Origin of the sequence: Thalassotalea algicola (genome assembly GCF_012932965.1) — a bacterium.
Taxonomy (GTDB): Bacteria; Pseudomonadota; Gammaproteobacteria; order Enterobacterales; family Alteromonadaceae; genus Thalassotalea_F; species Thalassotalea_F algicola.
On record NZ_JABBXH010000010.1, the window covers coordinates 1 to 16,268 of the forward strand.

16 protein-coding genes are annotated in these 16,268 nt (G+C 38.7%); 8 read left to right on the plus strand and 8 right to left on the minus strand.

All coding sequences use genetic code 11. The features are described from left to right. The first annotated feature begins 401 nt into the window (after positions 1 to 401). Positions 402 to 854: an RNA recognition motif domain-containing protein gene (locus HII17_RS18355; protein ID WP_169076834.1), complete on the plus strand. Its 453-nt coding sequence runs from the start codon at positions 402 to 404 to the stop codon at positions 852 to 854. A gap of 61 nt (positions 855 to 915) precedes the next feature. On the opposite strand, the gene purD is transcribed toward HII17_RS18355, so the two are convergent. The 6 genes from purD to prmA form a co-directional block, all read right to left on the minus strand. After that, on the minus strand, positions 916 to 2,202 hold the full coding sequence (purD, locus tag HII17_RS18360; protein ID WP_169076835.1) for a phosphoribosylamine--glycine ligase: 1,287 nt from the start codon (positions 2,200 to 2,202) through the stop codon (positions 916 to 918). A 77-nt stretch (positions 2,203 to 2,279) separates the two neighbouring features. Next, positions 2,280 to 3,119 (minus strand): class I SAM-dependent methyltransferase, encoded by an 840-nt coding sequence (locus HII17_RS18365; RefSeq protein ID WP_169076836.1) that lies wholly within the window; start codon positions 3,117 to 3,119, stop codon positions 2,280 to 2,282. A gap of 292 nt (positions 3,120 to 3,411) precedes the next feature. Then, positions 3,412 to 5,010, minus strand: a complete 1,599-nt coding sequence (gene purH, locus HII17_RS18370; protein ID WP_169076837.1) for a bifunctional phosphoribosylaminoimidazolecarboxamide formyltransferase/IMP cyclohydrolase — start codon at positions 5,008 to 5,010, stop codon at positions 3,412 to 3,414. A gap of 198 nt (positions 5,011 to 5,208) precedes the next feature. Next, positions 5,209 to 5,502 (minus strand): DNA-binding transcriptional regulator Fis, encoded by a 294-nt coding sequence (gene fis, locus HII17_RS18375; RefSeq protein ID WP_169076838.1) that lies wholly within the window; start codon positions 5,500 to 5,502, stop codon positions 5,209 to 5,211. A gap of 13 nt (positions 5,503 to 5,515) precedes the next feature. Beyond that, positions 5,516 to 6,484, minus strand: a complete 969-nt coding sequence (dusB, locus tag HII17_RS18380) for a tRNA dihydrouridine synthase DusB (protein WP_169076839.1) — start codon at positions 6,482 to 6,484, stop codon at positions 5,516 to 5,518. 194 nt (positions 6,485 to 6,678) lie between these two features. Further along, on the minus strand, positions 6,679 to 7,566 hold the full coding sequence (prmA, locus tag HII17_RS18385; RefSeq protein ID WP_169076840.1) for a 50S ribosomal protein L11 methyltransferase: 888 nt from the start codon (positions 7,564 to 7,566) through the stop codon (positions 6,679 to 6,681). 207 nt (positions 7,567 to 7,773) lie between these two features. Between prmA and HII17_RS18390 the strand changes: the two genes are divergently transcribed. Then, positions 7,774 to 8,739, plus strand: coding sequence for a precorrin-2 dehydrogenase/sirohydrochlorin ferrochelatase family protein (locus tag HII17_RS18390; RefSeq protein ID WP_169076841.1), 966 nt, complete (start codon positions 7,774 to 7,776; stop codon positions 8,737 to 8,739). Between the two features lie 279 nt (positions 8,740 to 9,018). Continuing rightward, positions 9,019 to 10,275 (plus strand): hypothetical protein, encoded by a 1,257-nt coding sequence (locus HII17_RS18395; RefSeq protein WP_169076842.1) that lies wholly within the window; start codon positions 9,019 to 9,021, stop codon positions 10,273 to 10,275. Positions 10,276 to 10,302: 27 nt separating this feature from the next. On the opposite strand, the gene HII17_RS18400 is transcribed toward HII17_RS18395, so the two are convergent. Next, a complete protein-coding gene (locus HII17_RS18400) occupies positions 10,303 to 12,321 on the minus strand; it encodes a winged helix-turn-helix domain-containing protein (protein WP_169076843.1) in 2,019 nt (672 codons plus the stop codon). Positions 12,322 to 12,446: 125 nt separating this feature from the next. Here HII17_RS18400 and HII17_RS18405 point away from each other — a divergent pair, with 125 nt between their 5' ends. The 4 genes from HII17_RS18405 (at position 12,447) to HII17_RS18415 (ending at position 15,049) form a co-directional block, all read left to right on the plus strand. After that, positions 12,447 to 13,352, plus strand: coding sequence for an alpha/beta hydrolase family esterase (locus HII17_RS18405; RefSeq protein WP_169076844.1), 906 nt, complete (start codon positions 12,447 to 12,449; stop codon positions 13,350 to 13,352). Positions 13,353 to 13,520: 168 nt separating this feature from the next. Continuing rightward, on the plus strand, positions 13,521 to 13,955 hold the full coding sequence (gene zur / locus HII17_RS18410; protein ID WP_169076845.1) for a zinc uptake transcriptional repressor Zur: 435 nt from the start codon (positions 13,521 to 13,523) through the stop codon (positions 13,953 to 13,955). Positions 13,956 to 14,338: 383 nt separating this feature from the next. After that, complete coding sequence (locus HII17_RS19415; RefSeq protein ID WP_408033894.1) at positions 14,339 to 14,515, plus strand: DUF6702 family protein; 177 nt, start codon at positions 14,339 to 14,341, stop codon at positions 14,513 to 14,515. Between the two features lie 72 nt (positions 14,516 to 14,587). Further along, the gene (locus HII17_RS18415; protein WP_169076846.1) at positions 14,588 to 15,049 is read left to right on the plus strand and encodes a chemotaxis protein CheX; all 462 of its coding nucleotides are present in this window, start codon (positions 14,588 to 14,590) and stop codon (positions 15,047 to 15,049) included. Positions 15,050 to 15,101: 52 nt separating this feature from the next. On the opposite strand, the gene soxR is transcribed toward HII17_RS18415, so the two are convergent. Continuing rightward, positions 15,102 to 15,557 (minus strand): redox-sensitive transcriptional activator SoxR, encoded by a 456-nt coding sequence (gene soxR / locus HII17_RS18420; RefSeq protein WP_169076847.1) that lies wholly within the window; start codon positions 15,555 to 15,557, stop codon positions 15,102 to 15,104. Between the two features lie 224 nt (positions 15,558 to 15,781). Here soxR and HII17_RS18425 point away from each other — a divergent pair, with 224 nt between their 5' ends. Next, entirely contained in the window at positions 15,782 to 16,198 is a 417-nt protein-coding gene (locus HII17_RS18425) for a VOC family protein (RefSeq protein ID WP_169076848.1), read from the plus strand. Positions 16,199 to 16,268: the final 70 nt, after the last annotated feature.

The window sequence follows — 16,268 nt, forward strand, 5'->3', positions numbered from 1 at the left end:
GGTCTCCCTGAAGAAGTGGAGCGCATTTTAGGGATTTTTGAGAAAGGATCAAGCACTATTTGCAACTTTTTTACTGTTCGACGATTTATTGAACAGTGCAGTGTATTTAAAGGGCAGTTCGAGTGATCTTTAAACGATCTTTAAAGCAATAACAGTAATTCAACGATCTAATTAATATCTTCAATCTATTACTATTAATAATAGCTATTTAATTTAGTTAATATATAAAGTTTGTATAAATGCTGACAGTTTTCATGAAAAGTTGTAAAAGCAAGTGTTTTACTAAATGATCTTTATATATTATTAGTCAAATTTTTAACTTACTGTTGCACTCTTTAATAAGCTGGGTAACATAGCTTTGTATTTATACGATTTTTTACAATAATAATTAGGTATAACTTATGAAGTCCTCTCAATTTATCATGGCAATTGTTCTTGCCTTAGTTACCGGCGTTGTCGCCTATATAATTTCCAATTCTCTTGGTAAAGATGCAACAACTATCGCACTTGGTGCGTCTCTTGGTGCGCTCTTCGCAAATGTAGCTGCAACTATACTTAGTAAAAATACTACAAGTAGTAATAATAACGAAGTAAAAACGCTTTATGTAGGTAACTTACCGTATCGCGCCAACGAAGCAGCAGTACGGACACTTTTTTCAACACACGGTGTAGTGCACTCTGTACGACTAATGAAAGATAAACACACAGGAAAGCGACGCGGTTTTGGATTCGTCGAAATGGCAGCCGCCGATTCAGAATCTGCCATTTCGGCACTCAACGATTCGGAGTTCCAACAACGTACATTGAAAGTAAGGGAAGCCAAAGAGCGTCCTGAAAAAACAGAAGCTGAATAATTACAGTCAAAACGAAAAAGCCCTGCATTGCAGGGCTTTTTTTTAATTTTTTTGCTAATAATTAGCCTTGCTCTCTCGCAATTGCTCGATACGCAATATCTGTTCTAAACTCTACACCCTGCCAACTAATTTGATGTAGTAATTCGTACGCCGCTTTTTGAGCAGTTGTAACGTTTTCACCTAATGCCGTCGCACATAAGACACGACCACCAGCCGTTACAATATCATCACCTTGCAATGCTGTACCTGCATGGAAAGTTTTACGGTCATTCGCAGTATTTATTTTTAAACCAGAAATAACATCGCCTTTAGGATAGTTTCCAGGGTATCCAGCTGCAGCCAACACAACCCCAACCGCAGCCCGTGCATCAAAATCTATCGTTCTTCCGGCTAGTTCACCTTTACATGCAGCAATACATAATTCTACTAAGTCAGACTGCAAACGCATCATTATCGGTTGAGTTTCAGGATCGCCAAAGCGACAATTATATTCGATGACTTTTGGCGTACCATCTTCTGAAATCATTAATCCAGCATATAAGAAGCCAGTATAAGGTGCATCTTCATTTGCCATACCTTCTACGGTAGGCATGATCACTTCATCCATAATACGATTATGAATTTCAGGTGTAACAACTGGTGCTGGAGAGTAGGCTCCCATACCACCTGTGTTCGGTCCTTCATCATTATTGTATGCGCGTTTGTGATCTTGACTAGTTGCAAAAGGGACAACATTCTTACCATCAACCATAACAATAAAGCTTGCTTCTTCACCAGTAAGGAATTCTTCAATAACAACCCTATGGCCAGCGTCACCAAATGCATTACCGGCAAGCATGTCTTTTATTGCATCTTCAGCTTCTGTTAATGTCATCGCAACAATAACACCTTTACCAGCAGCTAAGCCGTCGGCTTTAACCACAATTGGTGCGCCTTGTTCACGCACATAAGTAAGTGCTGGTTCAATTTCTGTAAAGTTTGCATACGCTGCAGTTGGTATGTTGTGACGTGCTAAGAAGTCTTTAGTAAATGCTTTTGAACCTTCGAGTTGCGCCGCTTTAGCACTTGGGCCAAAACATACTAAACCTTCAGCTTGGAATGCATCTACCACACCATCCACTAATGGTTGCTCTGGGCCAACGATGGTTAACTGAACATTATTTTCTTTAGCAAAAGATACAAGTGCAGGGATTTCACCTACAGATATTGCAACATTTTCAAGTTTTTCTTCCGTGCAAGTACCGGCATTGCCTGGTGCTACAAACACTTTCTCGACTTGAGAAGATTGAGCAGCTTTCCATGCTAATGCATGTTCACGACCGCCACTACCAATAACTAATACATTCATTTATAACTTTTCCTAAATAAAATAATAGAGAAAACACTTAGGTGCTTTCTCTTATATTGTTTAACTCATACACAGAGTTATTTTTTGACAAACTTAAGCGTCATACGATCACTTTCGCCTATCGCTAAATATTTTTCTTTGTCCTGCTCTTTCAACCGTAAAACAGGTGGTAACGTCCAAACACCTTTAGGGTAATCAGCCGTATCTTTTGGATTCGCATTAACTTCACTCTTAGCAGCTAACTTAAAACCCGCTTTTTCTGCCAATGCAATTGTCATCGCTTCTGGGAAGTAACCACTACGCTTATTTTCTTCCCACTTTTGTGATGCTGGCATTCTATGTTCTACAACACCTAGCACACCGCCTGACTTAAGGGCCTTATGAGCATCTTTAAACATTTGCAATACACCTTCTTCACCCCAGTTGTGCAGGTTTCGGAAAGTTAATACCATGTCTGCTGTACCAGCAGGAGCAATATCAGAAGCAACGTTTTTTGTGAAATTAGTCAATTCAACTTCACTGAATACTTCGTGGCTTTTCATCTTTTCTTCTAGGCGACGACGAGATTTACTATAGTAATCATCCGCACCTGTATCTGGGTAATGTGCGCCGTAGAGCTTACCTTTACCTTTAAGTGCTGGTGCTAAAATCTCAGTGTACCAGCCACCGCCTGGCGCCATTTCAACAACTGTCATGGTTGGCTCAAAGCCAAAAAATGTTAGTGTTTCCTTTGGGTGACGGTAAACATCACGCGCTTTATTTTTATCGCTGCGATGATCACCAGATACCGCTTTCATCAGAGCGAAATTCTTAGATGCTTTGTTGACAGCTTGCTTATTATCGTACGCTAGCGCTAACGATGAAGTAAATGACGTTGCCAAAACTGAAGCAACAAGAATTGTTTTTATTGTTTTCATAGCTCTTCCATAACTAATTAAAAGGTTTTTAAATAGACCCGTAAAGTTATAGCAGAATTCCTAAAAAGAAACAGCGCTGTAACGATCCGTTCATCGGAATTTAACAGCACTTTAACCGATAAATTTGTTAGCTCATGTGAATTGGCATTAATTAACCAATCTCCAAGCCAACAGTTAATTTACTTTTGTTGCAGTGAGTGAGTTTTTAATCGAGGCGAAAGGGCGCAGCCTAGTAAACTAGATGAGCACTTTCAACAAAGAAGTAAGACTCACCCACAAAAACATTAGTAAATTAATGGCGGAAGTGACGCATTCCCGTAAACACCATCGCAATGCCGTGTTCGTCCGCTGCAGCAATAACTTCATCATCACGCATTGAACCACCCGGCTGAATTACCGCAGTGATACCTGCTTCAGCAGCCGCATCTAAACCGTCACGGAACGGGAAGAAAGCATCTGAGGCCATTACTGAACCTGCAACTTCTAAATTCTCGTCTGCCGCTTTAATACCAGCAACTTTAGCTGAATATACTCGGCTCATTTGACCAGCCCCAACACCGATTGTCATCGAGTTTTTTACATAAACAATAGCGTTTGATTTAACAAACTTAGCGACTTTCCAACAGAACTTAAGATCACGCATTTCTTCTTCAGTTGGCTGACGCTTAGTGACTACTTTTAATTCGTCATCTGATACACGACCTTGGTCACGGTCTTGCACCAATAAACCACCATTTACGCGCTTATAGTCTAAACCTGTAGTTTGTGTATTCCATTGACCACATTCTAAAACACGAACATTTGGCTTAGCGGCAACAATTTGTGCTGCTGCTTCAGACACTGAAGGTGCAATAATAACTTCAACAAATTGACGAGAAATAATGGCTTCTGCCGTGTCTGCGTCTAATTCACGGTTAAAGGCGATTATACCGCCAAATGCTGATGTTGGGTCAGTGGTGTATGCACTTTCATATGCAGCTAAAATATTGTCACCAATTGCAACACCACAAGGGTTTGCATGTTTTACAATGACACATGCTGGTTCTTCAAATTCTTTAACACATTCAAGTGCTGCGTCAGTATCAGCAATGTTGTTATAAGAAAGTGCTTTACCTTGAAGCTGATTCGCCGTAGATACTGATGCTTCTTCTGGGCTAGCTTCAACGTAGAATGCAGCATCTTGGTGTGAATTTTCACCGTAACGTAAATCTTGCTTTTTAATAAACTGGCTATTTACCGTACGCGGGAATTTGTTTTTGCTATCAAAATCTGCTTCGCCTTCTTCACCGTATGCAGGAAGCATTTGGCCAAAGTAGTTTGCGATCATGCCATCGTAGCTCGCCGTGTGCTCGTATGCCGCAATTGCTAAATCGAAGCGAGTTTTATAGGTTAAAGAATCTTGATTGCCATCCATTTCAGCTAAGACACGATCATAGTCTGAAGCATTAACAACAATAGTTACATCTTTATGGTTTTTCGCTGCCGCTCGCACCATAGTAGGTCCACCGATATCGATATTTTCAATCGCATCTTCTAAGCTACAGTCTTCATTAGCCACAGTATTAGCAAATGGATATAAGTTAACAACAACCATATCAATTGCACTGATATTATTTTCATCCATTACCACTTCATCTGTACCGCGACGTGCTAAGATGCCACCGTGAACTTTCGGGTGTAATGTTTTTACACGGCCGTCCATGATTTCTGGGTGACCTGTATAGTCTGAAACTTCAGTGACGTTAATACCATTTTCTGCTAGTAACTTTGCAGTGCCACCAGTAGAAAGAATATCTACACCTTTTTGTGCTAATGCACGGGCGAATTCAACAATACCAGTTTTATCAGAAACACTAAGTAGTGCGCGTTTGATTGGGCGTGGGGTATCCATTGTTTATTGATTACCTATAAAATTAATAAATTTGGCCTGGCCTGTGACATATATCCTTGGCAATATATTCTGTATCGATCCTTGTTGATACAGTGTAGGTCAGATTTAAAAGTTGACCATTTGGACTAAATTTTTAACGTCCTAAAAAACAAAAAGCACCCTAAGGTGCTTTTTAGTGCAGGCTAAACCTGCGCAGTATTAGTTCATACCGTATTTTTTAAGCTTCTTACGTAAAGTACCGCGATTGATACCTAGTAAGTTAGCTGCACGTGTTTGGTTACCACGAGTATAAGTCATTACTTCTTCTAACATTGGTGCTTCTATTTCAGAAAGCACTAATTCATACATATCATCAACGTCGTTGCCATTTAATTGTGACAAGTAATTTTTAATAGCGATTTTAGCTTGAGTGCGTAATGGAGACGCCTTAGTTTGTTGCTGAATATCATTAACATTTGTAATGAAAGGAGAAGAAATATTTTGTTCAAACATAAAGTTCAGACTCTTATCTAGTTAAATTATCAAAATACACGCTTAATGCGTCGAGTTGCTCGCTGGTCGACTCGAGTGCATTAAAACTTGATCGAAATTGTTTACCTTGTTCATGCGTTTGCATATACCAAGACACGTGTTTACGAGCGATTCTCACACCCATAAAATCACCATAAAATTGGTGCAATTCATTTACATGCCCAATTAGAATTGAGCGTACTTCGTCCATTGAAGGTTCATCTAATAGTTGACCCGTCTCAAGAAAATGATTTATTTCTCGAAAAATCCATGGCCTTCCTTGCGCAGCTCGACCAATCATGATCGCATCTGCATTAGTGAAATCTAAAACGTCTGCCGCTTTCTTTGCCGATGAAATATCACCATTAGCGACAACAGGTATAGCAATTGCTTGTTTAATTGCTTTGATGGTTTGGTACTCAGCATCTCCCTTATAGAAGTCACTTCTTGTACGGCCATGCACTGCTAACGACTGAATCCCGTTATGCTCAGCAATTTTTGCTATTTCTACACCGTTGCGTGTGTTTTCGCACCAACCAGTTCTTATTTTTAACGTTACAGGCACATCGACCGCTTCAACCACTGACTTTACAATGGCCTCTACTTGAGATGGTTCTTTTAGTAACGCAGAACCCGCTAGCTTTTTATTCACTTTTTTAGCCGGGCACCCCATATTGATATCAATAATCTGTGCACCGCTTTTCACATTAACCTGTGCCGCAAACGCCATCTCTTCTGGATCAGAACCGGCAATCTGTACTGAACGAATACCAGCATCACTGCTATGAATCATTCGAAGTTTAGATTTTTCGGTATTCCAAACCTTTGGATTGGCCGACACCATTTCAGATACAGCTAAGCCTGCTCCCATTTGACAACAAAGTTGTCTGAATGGTTTATCAGTAATACCCGCCATTGGCGCAAGCATTACATTACTCTTTAGCTGGTATGAACCGATCTTCACTGGTGCTTTTTTGAGCTACTGGTCAAAAGGGCGCACAGTTTACGTGTTTTTTTTCGGATTGAAAAGGATATAAATTGAACAAATTTGTATTTTTTTTGACTTTTTAATATTGACTTTTTATTTAATTTTCGTCTGAGCAGAAATTGCACAACTAGTACAATTTTCTGCTTGACATTTTGGTCAAATTCACCGGTCTAATCTGGCTTGCGTTTGCCTGATAGCCTTACCCACTCTTCCTGAACAACATAGTTGTCCATATCGCACCATTGACCGTAAATTGTTTGTAACTCTGGAGCTTGGTTTTCTAACACACCAGAAAGAGCCAACAACCCAATTGGGGCAACATATTCTATGATAGTTGGTGCTAACTCCTTTAGCGGGCCAGCTAAGATATTGGCGACCACAACATCAGCTTTAAATTGCGGTTGATCTTTAGGTAAATAAAGTTCCAACCGCTGTTCACAACCATTTCGCTTGGCATTTTCTTTAGACGCTTGCAGTGCTTGGGGATCAATGTCTATACCAATAACTTTTTTCGCACCTAGCTTTAATGCAGCCAAGCTTAATATGCCGGAACCACAGCCAAAATCGACAACAGTTTTATCCGTTAAATCTAGACTGTCTAGCCAAGTCAAGCAAAGCGCTGTGGTTGGGTGAGTACCAGTACCAAAAGCAAGTCCAGGGTCTAACATAACGTTAACCGCTTCAGGGTCAGGTACCTCTCGCCAGCTAGGGCATATCCATAAACGCTTACCGAACTTCATTGGATGAAAGTTATCCATCCATTCTCTTTCCCAGTCTTTATCTTCCAATTGCTCTAGCTTATATTGCATTTGCGCTTTATCTGGATGAATAGACTTTAAATAGCCAATGACTTTGTCCATATCGTGAGCCGCATCATAAAGACCCATTACAATTGTATTGGACCAATAAATGACTTCATCACCCGGTAAAGGCTCATAAATAGGTGTATCTTTTGCATCTATAAACGTGACTGCTTGCGCGCCAGACGCACTTAACCAATCACTATATTTTTCTGCGTTTTCTTCATTGGCTTGTAACCGTAGTTGAATCCAAGGCATTTGGGATCTCGTTAATGGTATATTTGTTGTTAAATTAACTTGGGCACAAGTTTATCACCCTCTGCAGAACGAATACATCTTTGACCTATATTAACTAAAAGTAGAAAAACTCGAGCAAAATATAAGTATGTTAAAATTAGCACTGGAAATGTGAAAGCAAAGTCGACAATATCTAGCTACTAAAAATAAAAGATACCTAGCGATTAAATGAAATACTTTCCTATTTTTTTAGATGCAAGACATATCAAAGCATTGGTGATCGGTGGCGGAGAAGTAGCAGCTCGTAAAATTGAGCTTCTGTTAAAGTCGACAAAAGATATCACCATAATGACTGAGCAACTTGGCCCTAGTGTTCATCGATTAATAAAAGAAAACGACTTAACTTGGCTTACCCATCCATACCAGCCGGGTCATATGTCAGGAATGACGCTAGTTATTGCCGCCACTGACAATGCACAAGTGAACCAAGCCGTTCAGCAGGAAGCTAGCCAACATAATTTATTAGTCAATGTCGTCGACCAACCAGAATTATGTAGCTATATTACACCAGCAATTATTGATCGAGACCCTATGTTAGTGGCTATCTCTAGTTCTGGTAGTGCGCCCGTTTTAGTGCGCATGCTACGGGAACAAATAGAACGTTCTATGCCAAAAGCCTATGGCAAACTAGCCGAATTCTCATTCAAATTTAGAGATCATGTCAAAGCCCGAATTAAAGGAGTATCTAATCGCCGTTCGTTTTGGGAAGGAACACTTAGAGGAAACATAGGCAACAACATATTGAATGGTAAAGTGACCGAAGCTGAGCAGCAGCTTATTGCAAGCTTAAAGACAGAAGTGCCACCTGCCGAAGGAAACATCACATTTATTCATACAATGACTGGCAACCCAGATGGCCTGACCTTAGCAGCTCATCGTGCGTTGCAATTTGCCGATGCTGTTTTTTATGATCATCAAGTCAATGAAGAGTTTTTAGAATATGTCCGACGCGATGCAGAAAAATATCCTCAGCAAATCGAGTCCAACATCAGCGTGAACTATCAACACGCGATAGAATTAGCAGAATCTGGACATAAAGTAATATATTTTTTAGATGGTTATGAACCATTACCTCCGAATCAAGCACTTACACAAAGTGCTGTAAATAAAATAACTTACGTTTGTGGTAGCTAACACACTGTACATTTAACGTTACCGTATAAATTATACATATAAGCCCCTAACCCTCCTTAACTTGCCAATTTGTAATTTATTGTTAAGATAAGCCGCTTATGTGTATAAATCGACCTGTTTGTCGATATTTGCTGAACAATAATAATAACGATAAAGCTTAAGCCACCAACCTAAGCGTGCGGCTGACAGCAAGTAGAACATAGTATTGATATAGACAATTGCTACCCCAACTAGCGACAAGGATCTGTATTAGTTGTAAAAATTATACAGGGTTAAAGAATGAGTATTATTGTAGTTACCATCGCATCTATTTTATTAGCACTGATTATTTATTTATTAGTAAATAGTTATGTACCTTTAACAAACAAAATTAATAACACGCTAAAAATTAATAGTCGTGGCAAATCTATGGTGTACATGTTCGCCGTGATGCTTTGCTACGTTCCTCTATACTTCTATGCTGATTATGACAATAAACTGTCTATTGCCCAGCAAAACGGTTATGACGACTATAAAGTTTACAGAGCAGAGTTAGGAAAAGCAGAAAAAGCCGGGTTACCGCTGCAAGCTTACCAACGTGAAATGGTAAAAGCTGCCAAGTTAGGTCTACATAATTACCAAGATTATGTAAATTTACTGGAAGCACAAGATTATGGATATAGTGATTTTGATTCTTACCAAGCCGACTTAAATGCCGCTCAAAAATATGGTTTGCCGCTATATGTATATACGGACGCCAAAGCAGAAGCAGATGCTAAAAACTTTACCAACTTTGACGACTACATTATAGATAGAGAAAAACAATCACTGATTCAGAAAATGGCAGGTATTGTTAGCCTAGAAGGCGACTACAATATTGATAATGTGCCTTTAGGTGTTAAGAAAAGCGAATTATTATCTACAATATATAACTGTAAAATTTCTCAAATTCCAGATTACACTTTCCCGGTAACGAAATCGTTAGCTCCAAGAAGTGAAGCACATATCAGCCATTTCTTTCCTGAAACGCAAAAAAATAGTCATTTCGGCTTAAACCTTTACAGCATGAACTTTACGGTAATGCCTGGTTTAGATCGTCAAGTCATTTCAAAGTATGAAATGAAGTGTGAAGATGCACGTTACGACCTTTGGTTCCTAAACGATGATGATTCTTTAGTGTTATACGAGAAAACAATTAACCTACCGAATATCCGTAAGCTTGATGCAATAGAGCGTCGCTTAACTCAGACACTATTAGAAAAATGTGACAGTGATATTAACATTGGAATTGAAGCTAGCTTTGAAGAAAACGGTACACGTTCAGTGAAAAATATGTACTGTAAAAACTTCCAAGACTATATAGTTGCAACCATTGTCGAAGGACCAATGATTAGCGGTGTTCGTCAAGATGCAGATATACATATTGGTTATTTAAGCGAACGTCGTTGGAACCAATACATCGACAATTTAAAAACGGTTAAAAGCAAAAAATCAAATGTTCAATTCACACAAAGTGATGGCAAAAATAAAACCAAAACATTTGAAAGTCGAATATAATGAATTAAAGCCCCGCAAGGGGCTTTTTTATTGACGTTTATTCAATAGCCTAATTTCTGCTGACGAGTCTTCGACTCGACTTACCGAAACCCAGCTTTCATCTGCGGTTATCGAAAAACTACTTGGTACTATGTTATCTAACGATATCCATTTGCCTTTTTTAACCACATTTTCAAGGCTTCGAATTTCAATTCCTTTATCTTTAACGAAATACAAATTACTATTTTTAATGTGCCACCTATTCCAATAAGTTATGTCTAGATCTGGAAGTACCAAGTATTCACTACCTGTCGTCAAATCTAATTTGTATAAGCCTGATTTCGTATATTTCGTCAAATATATATATCGTTTATCTGCAGAAACTTGTGCGCTATACCCTCCAAATTTAGTCAGTAGCTCACTTTTGCCGGTGCGCATATTTACTAACCATAGCTGCCAATCTCCAGAGTCATCACTACTTACAAGTAAAGTTTCTGAGTCCTTTATATCAACAAAGTGAACATTATTGATGTCACTTTGAATCAACTGCCATCTTGTCTGTGAGAAGTGATATTTGTAAAGCAGTCCGTTCACAGAGGCGACGATAAAGGAACCATCGTTAGCCCAACTTATGTTGTTAATGTGTTTGATTGTTTCTGGAAATAACAGTGCGTGTGGTTTGCCATATTCAGGTTTTAAATAAAATTGCCATTCTCCTGAATCATTAGACAAAAAAACGAGGTCATTATTGTGACTCGCGTAAAAGGGCAAGACAGTGCGATGCCGAGTATCAGTAATAGCTTGGATTTCACCATTATCATTTACTGAGTGATTGTAAATATTCTGGCTATTGTTTGAGTAAACATATACTACTCCACGCTTATTCGTTTTGGCTTGGCTAACGTAAGGTTGCGTACTTAAGTCACTTACTTCGCTGGTTTTAACATTTAACACCTTCAATCCCGATTTTTCGGATATAACTAAACGTTCGTGATCTAGCCAAGCAATCGAAGAAACACTTTTAAATCCTGTTAGGTAGTTTGGCTGAGCCACTTTATTAACTTCAATCAACTTAACTAGACCATCACCATTTGATTGATATTCAACAACCGCCAGTTTTGACGCATTAGGCGACAAACTAAGTAAATAGTCACCGCGCAAATTCCCCTTCGAATTAGCCATTGTTACTTGCTGTTTTCTACCAGTATCTAGTTGTAGGCTTACGATCGAAAAAGGCTGATTAACATCCTCTCGTTGATTGAAATACAATTTATTAGAGGCAGGGTCCAATTCTAAGTTGGTCACCGCTCTACGAGAACATGAACTAACAAACGAGACCTCCTTAGATGCTCGATCTATTTTCACTATTTCACAATCTCTTTGTACAAGGTTATTAAAGCGGCTGGCAAAAACTGTATTATCAGCCGCTATCATGGCAAAAGTGTAATAATATTCATCCTCAGTTAGCGGAAAGGCTTCTCCATCAGCTGGTTGCAACCACAATTGAGCGATATCATCATCAGTTTCCTTATGCAAAAAAACAATATCATCACTAACAAAATTTCCGTTGGGTTTAAATGAAATGCCTTTCTTTGTAGTAACCGGGAAGTCCTGCCACACAAATTGAGTAGAAATAGGCTTATCTGCTTTAAAGGTCAACCAATAAGCGCAACTCAACACAATCAACATTACCCCTACAATTAACGCTATATATTTATGATTAACAGCTAAATATTCTTTTGATTCTGGTAACTTTGCTTGTTCAACACAAGCGGTAAACTTATAGCCAACTTTACTGACTGTAATAAGTAATTTTGGGGTACTTGGGTCTTCCTCGATAATTTTTCTTAGCTCACTTACCGCTCGATTTATAGCGGCAAAACTGACTATTCTCTCTTCCCATACCGACGCCATTAACGCTTCTCGGCTAAAAACTTGATTCGCGTGTTGACAAAAATGCAGTAACAAGCGAAATAACTTAGGTTCAATTGCGACTTTTTCGTTGTTCCGATATAAAGTAAAAGAAGTCGAGTCCAAGAGAAATTCTCCAAATACGAAGCGAGACACCTATATATAACCCCTTGTTTTATTGTGCATTATCAATTCATTATCATTTCATTACTTACCCATTATTGCTTGTTACTCGTTGATTTTCCATGCTTTATTTTCAATGCAAAACAAGGGGATTTCTCATGCATCAAAGAACCTATAAACTCCTGCAAATATCTGCAGTAGTGTTATCAACAACTTTATTATTCGCGTGTGGCGGTGGTGGAAGTAGCAGTAATAAAACCCAAAAACCAGACAATACAATTACCACTAAGACTTGTGCTGGGGTCAACTTAAATGATTCATATAATTGTATACGTGTAGACAGTAGAGATTCATTAGCATTTGTCCCGTCTACTATCTCCGCAGAGACAAGCATAGCAATATTCCTACACGGTGCCCCTGGTTCTCCAAGTAAAGTTATGAACATATTTGATGCTGAGAATCTTGCTAATTCATACGATATGATTGCGCTTGGGCCAAAAGGGAACGCATCTGACTATGAGTGGGATAGTCAAAATATAGATGCTAACAATACAAATTTGGACATTAACTACTTAGTTAAACTCATCGATGAAGTGCGAGCGAACTATAACTTATCTTCGGAAAAAGTATATGTATTTGGCTATTCAGCAGGTGGTTTCATGGCATACAAGCTTGCTTGTAAAGTCCCAGAATCAATTACTGCGATTGTCTCTCTAGCTGGCCAGTATCGTGGTGATTTAGACGCATGCCCAACATCTACGCCAATGAATATTCACCATCTGCACAGTCCTTTTGATAAAGATGTACCATATGGTGGCAGGGCGTTCGGTGAAATTGCATCAGTAGATGACACAATAGCATTGTGGGCTATAAAAAATGGCTGCAGTGATGAGATAATTTCTACCGAAGGTGCTGGTATCACACAGTCTAGTGCCAAAACAACGACCAATCTTTATCAAGGGTGTACACACCAGCTTGGACTTTCAATCATGGAAACTGTTGAACATGAGGACAATTATCAAGCAGATAAGTTACTCGATACATTTAAACACTTACTTAGATAGCAAGAGCTAACCCAGCAGTAATTATTCTGTTTAAATACTCTCAAATAATTATGTCCAATAAATAAGTCCCAAATAAAGCTCCACAAGGGGCTTTATTTCCTACCGACCAACATTGTCCTGCTATTAAGGCCTATGCTAGACTGAAAAAAAAGTTTAAATTCTATACCTATGAACCTCGATAATTTGATTGACCAAGCACAAAAAGTCTGCGAAAAACGTGGTGCACGTTTAACTAAAGCACGTAGTGACGTGCTGAAGTTATTAGCCCAACACGAGGGAGCTGTTGGTGCTTATGATCTACTAGCCCAATTGCAAAAATCAGATGCTAATGCCAAACCAGCAACTATTTATCGCGCACTAGATTTTTTAAGTAAGCAAGGCTTTGTTCATAAAATTGAATCAATAAATGCCTTTGTAATGTGCCACCATATCAGCGACTGTAACCACCCAGTGCAACTCCTAATTTGTGACGATTGCGGCCACGTTGAAGAAATTCAATCGAATAACCTAGATCTGGCAATACGTGCTATGGCTGATGCCAGTGGCTTCGACATTAGCCACCAAATTGTCGAAGCTCATGGCCGTTGTCAAAATTGTCACTAAAATACAACTACCTAAGTTTATCTAGATAGCTCTGGCTAAATGCTAGCGGGAAAGTTAACGTTTAATCGATCCTTTTACATTAATGTTAAATAACTGTAATTGCACATCCGATACTCAAGAATACAACTAAGCATAAAATTAAGGCCTTGATGTATTCTTGTCTAGTAAGGCTTTGGCTAAAATTGACTAATGTATTCCTGTAATCACTCCAATGACGATAAAAATGTGAATAAAGAATAGCTAAATATCACTTCACTCCTACCCACCCAGAATTTGAAGCATTAATAAAACAATTTGCCGAACCACACTTTCAGTTAGCTAAAGATAACCAAAATCTGCCGATAACATGGGTAGGTATCGAAAATGATTGAGATAAAGTTTATATTTATCAAGAAGTGAGCGGTAAAAACTTTTTGCCAAGATTAGTGGTAAAAAACGATTTACTCGTCGATACTTACGTTAAGCAGATCAATACAGTTAATATTGAGATTGGCGATACTAAATTCAGTTTAACCTTCAATGAAATGAATCGTATTGCCACAATTGCAAACAATAACTAGTGCGAAATCAAAAAATTATGCTAAATTAGTAGCTAAGTCTCGCACAGAGTAATAAAAGGCTCGGTAATTTTCATGAATGTAGAGTTTATAAACCCTTTTTTATCTTCGATGTTAAATGTCATGTCGACTATGGCAATGATGGAACTAACACCGGAAAAACCAAAGTTAAAGCAAGGTGAAGTTGCTAAAGGCGACGTATCAGGTTTAATTGGTATGGTCAGTGACCAAGCAAAAGGTTCTCTATCTATTACGTTTGAGGGTTCATTAGCCATTGCGACTATGAAAAATATGGTTGGCGAAGGTCCTGACGAAATTAATGAGGAAATTACTGACTTAGTCGGTGAGATAACCAATATGGTTACTGGTGGTGCTAAACGCATGCTAAGTGAAAAAGGCTTTGAATTCGATATGGCGACACCTATGGTAGTATCAGGTACTAATCATACCATTAACCACAAAGCTGAAGGGCCGATTGTCATTATCCCTCTTAGCTCTGAGCATGGTAAAGCTTATATTGAGTTCAGCTTCGATTAGTTAAAAAATTTGTGCGAATGAAGCTCCAAATCTTGGGGCTTTTTTTATACCGTTAATTTTCCTTCTGTCGCTTTTTCTCTAAAAGAACAGGGCCATCGCCTAGCTCAGCCAGCATGTCTTCAGGGTTGTAAATTGGACAGTTTTTCAATGACAAGCAACCACAGCCGATACAACCGTCTAGCGAATCACGTAAAGCGATTAAATAATTAATTCGCTCATCCAGTTCAGCCTGCCAATTGCTTGCCAATAATTGCCAATCTTCTTTGTTTGGCGTGCGATTGTCCGGTAAGCCTGCAAAGGCTCGTTTAATGCTATCTAAACTAACCCCCATTTTCTGAGCTGCTTTAATTACCGATATTCGTCTAAGTACTTCAGCTTTATAACGTCTTTGATTACCATTATTTCGCCAACTACGAATTAAACCTAATTGCTCATAGTAGTGAAGTGTCGATACTTTTACTCCACAACGTTTTGCCACCCTGCCGACACTCCAGTTTGCTTCTTCCATACCCACCTCCTAAGACTAATTAAAAAAAGTTAAAAAAGACTTTACCTCAAGCTAACTTGAGGTTTTAGCATAGCAAACAATTAAACAAATGGAGAGAAAAAATGACTTCACTAACATTACCTATCGACACCTTAAACAAATTAAACTTTCAAATTAGCAAAGCTTACATTTTGAAGTTTATCGAGCTAATCAATCAAACTATGCAACACAAGTAAGGAAGCAATATGCATTTAGAACATTTAAACCTAGTAGTAAGCGATATTCCTGCCAGCTTAAAATTTTATCAAGCAGCCTTTCCTCATTGGAAGATACGCACAGAAGGCTCAGGAGAATGGTTTGGTAAGGCACGCAACTGGTTGCATTTTGGTGATGACTATCAATACATATCTTTTAATGATGATGGTGAAGGTGTAAACAGGGAGCTCACAGGGCATCAAGTCGGTCTCGCTCATTTTGGCTTTGTCACTAATAACATTGAAGCTGTCATTATGCGACTAACTGAAGCGGGCTTTGAAATTGCAAAACCTGGTGCCGAGAACCAGTATAGAAAGAATATCTACTACATAGATCCCGCAGGCTATGAAATTGAGTTTGTCGAATACTTATCTGATATACCAATCGAACGAAATTCTGATAATTGATAGATAGAGCATTACATTTTAATTGGTAATGCTCTTATTACATAGCGGTAAGTTAAATAAGTACGGCCGT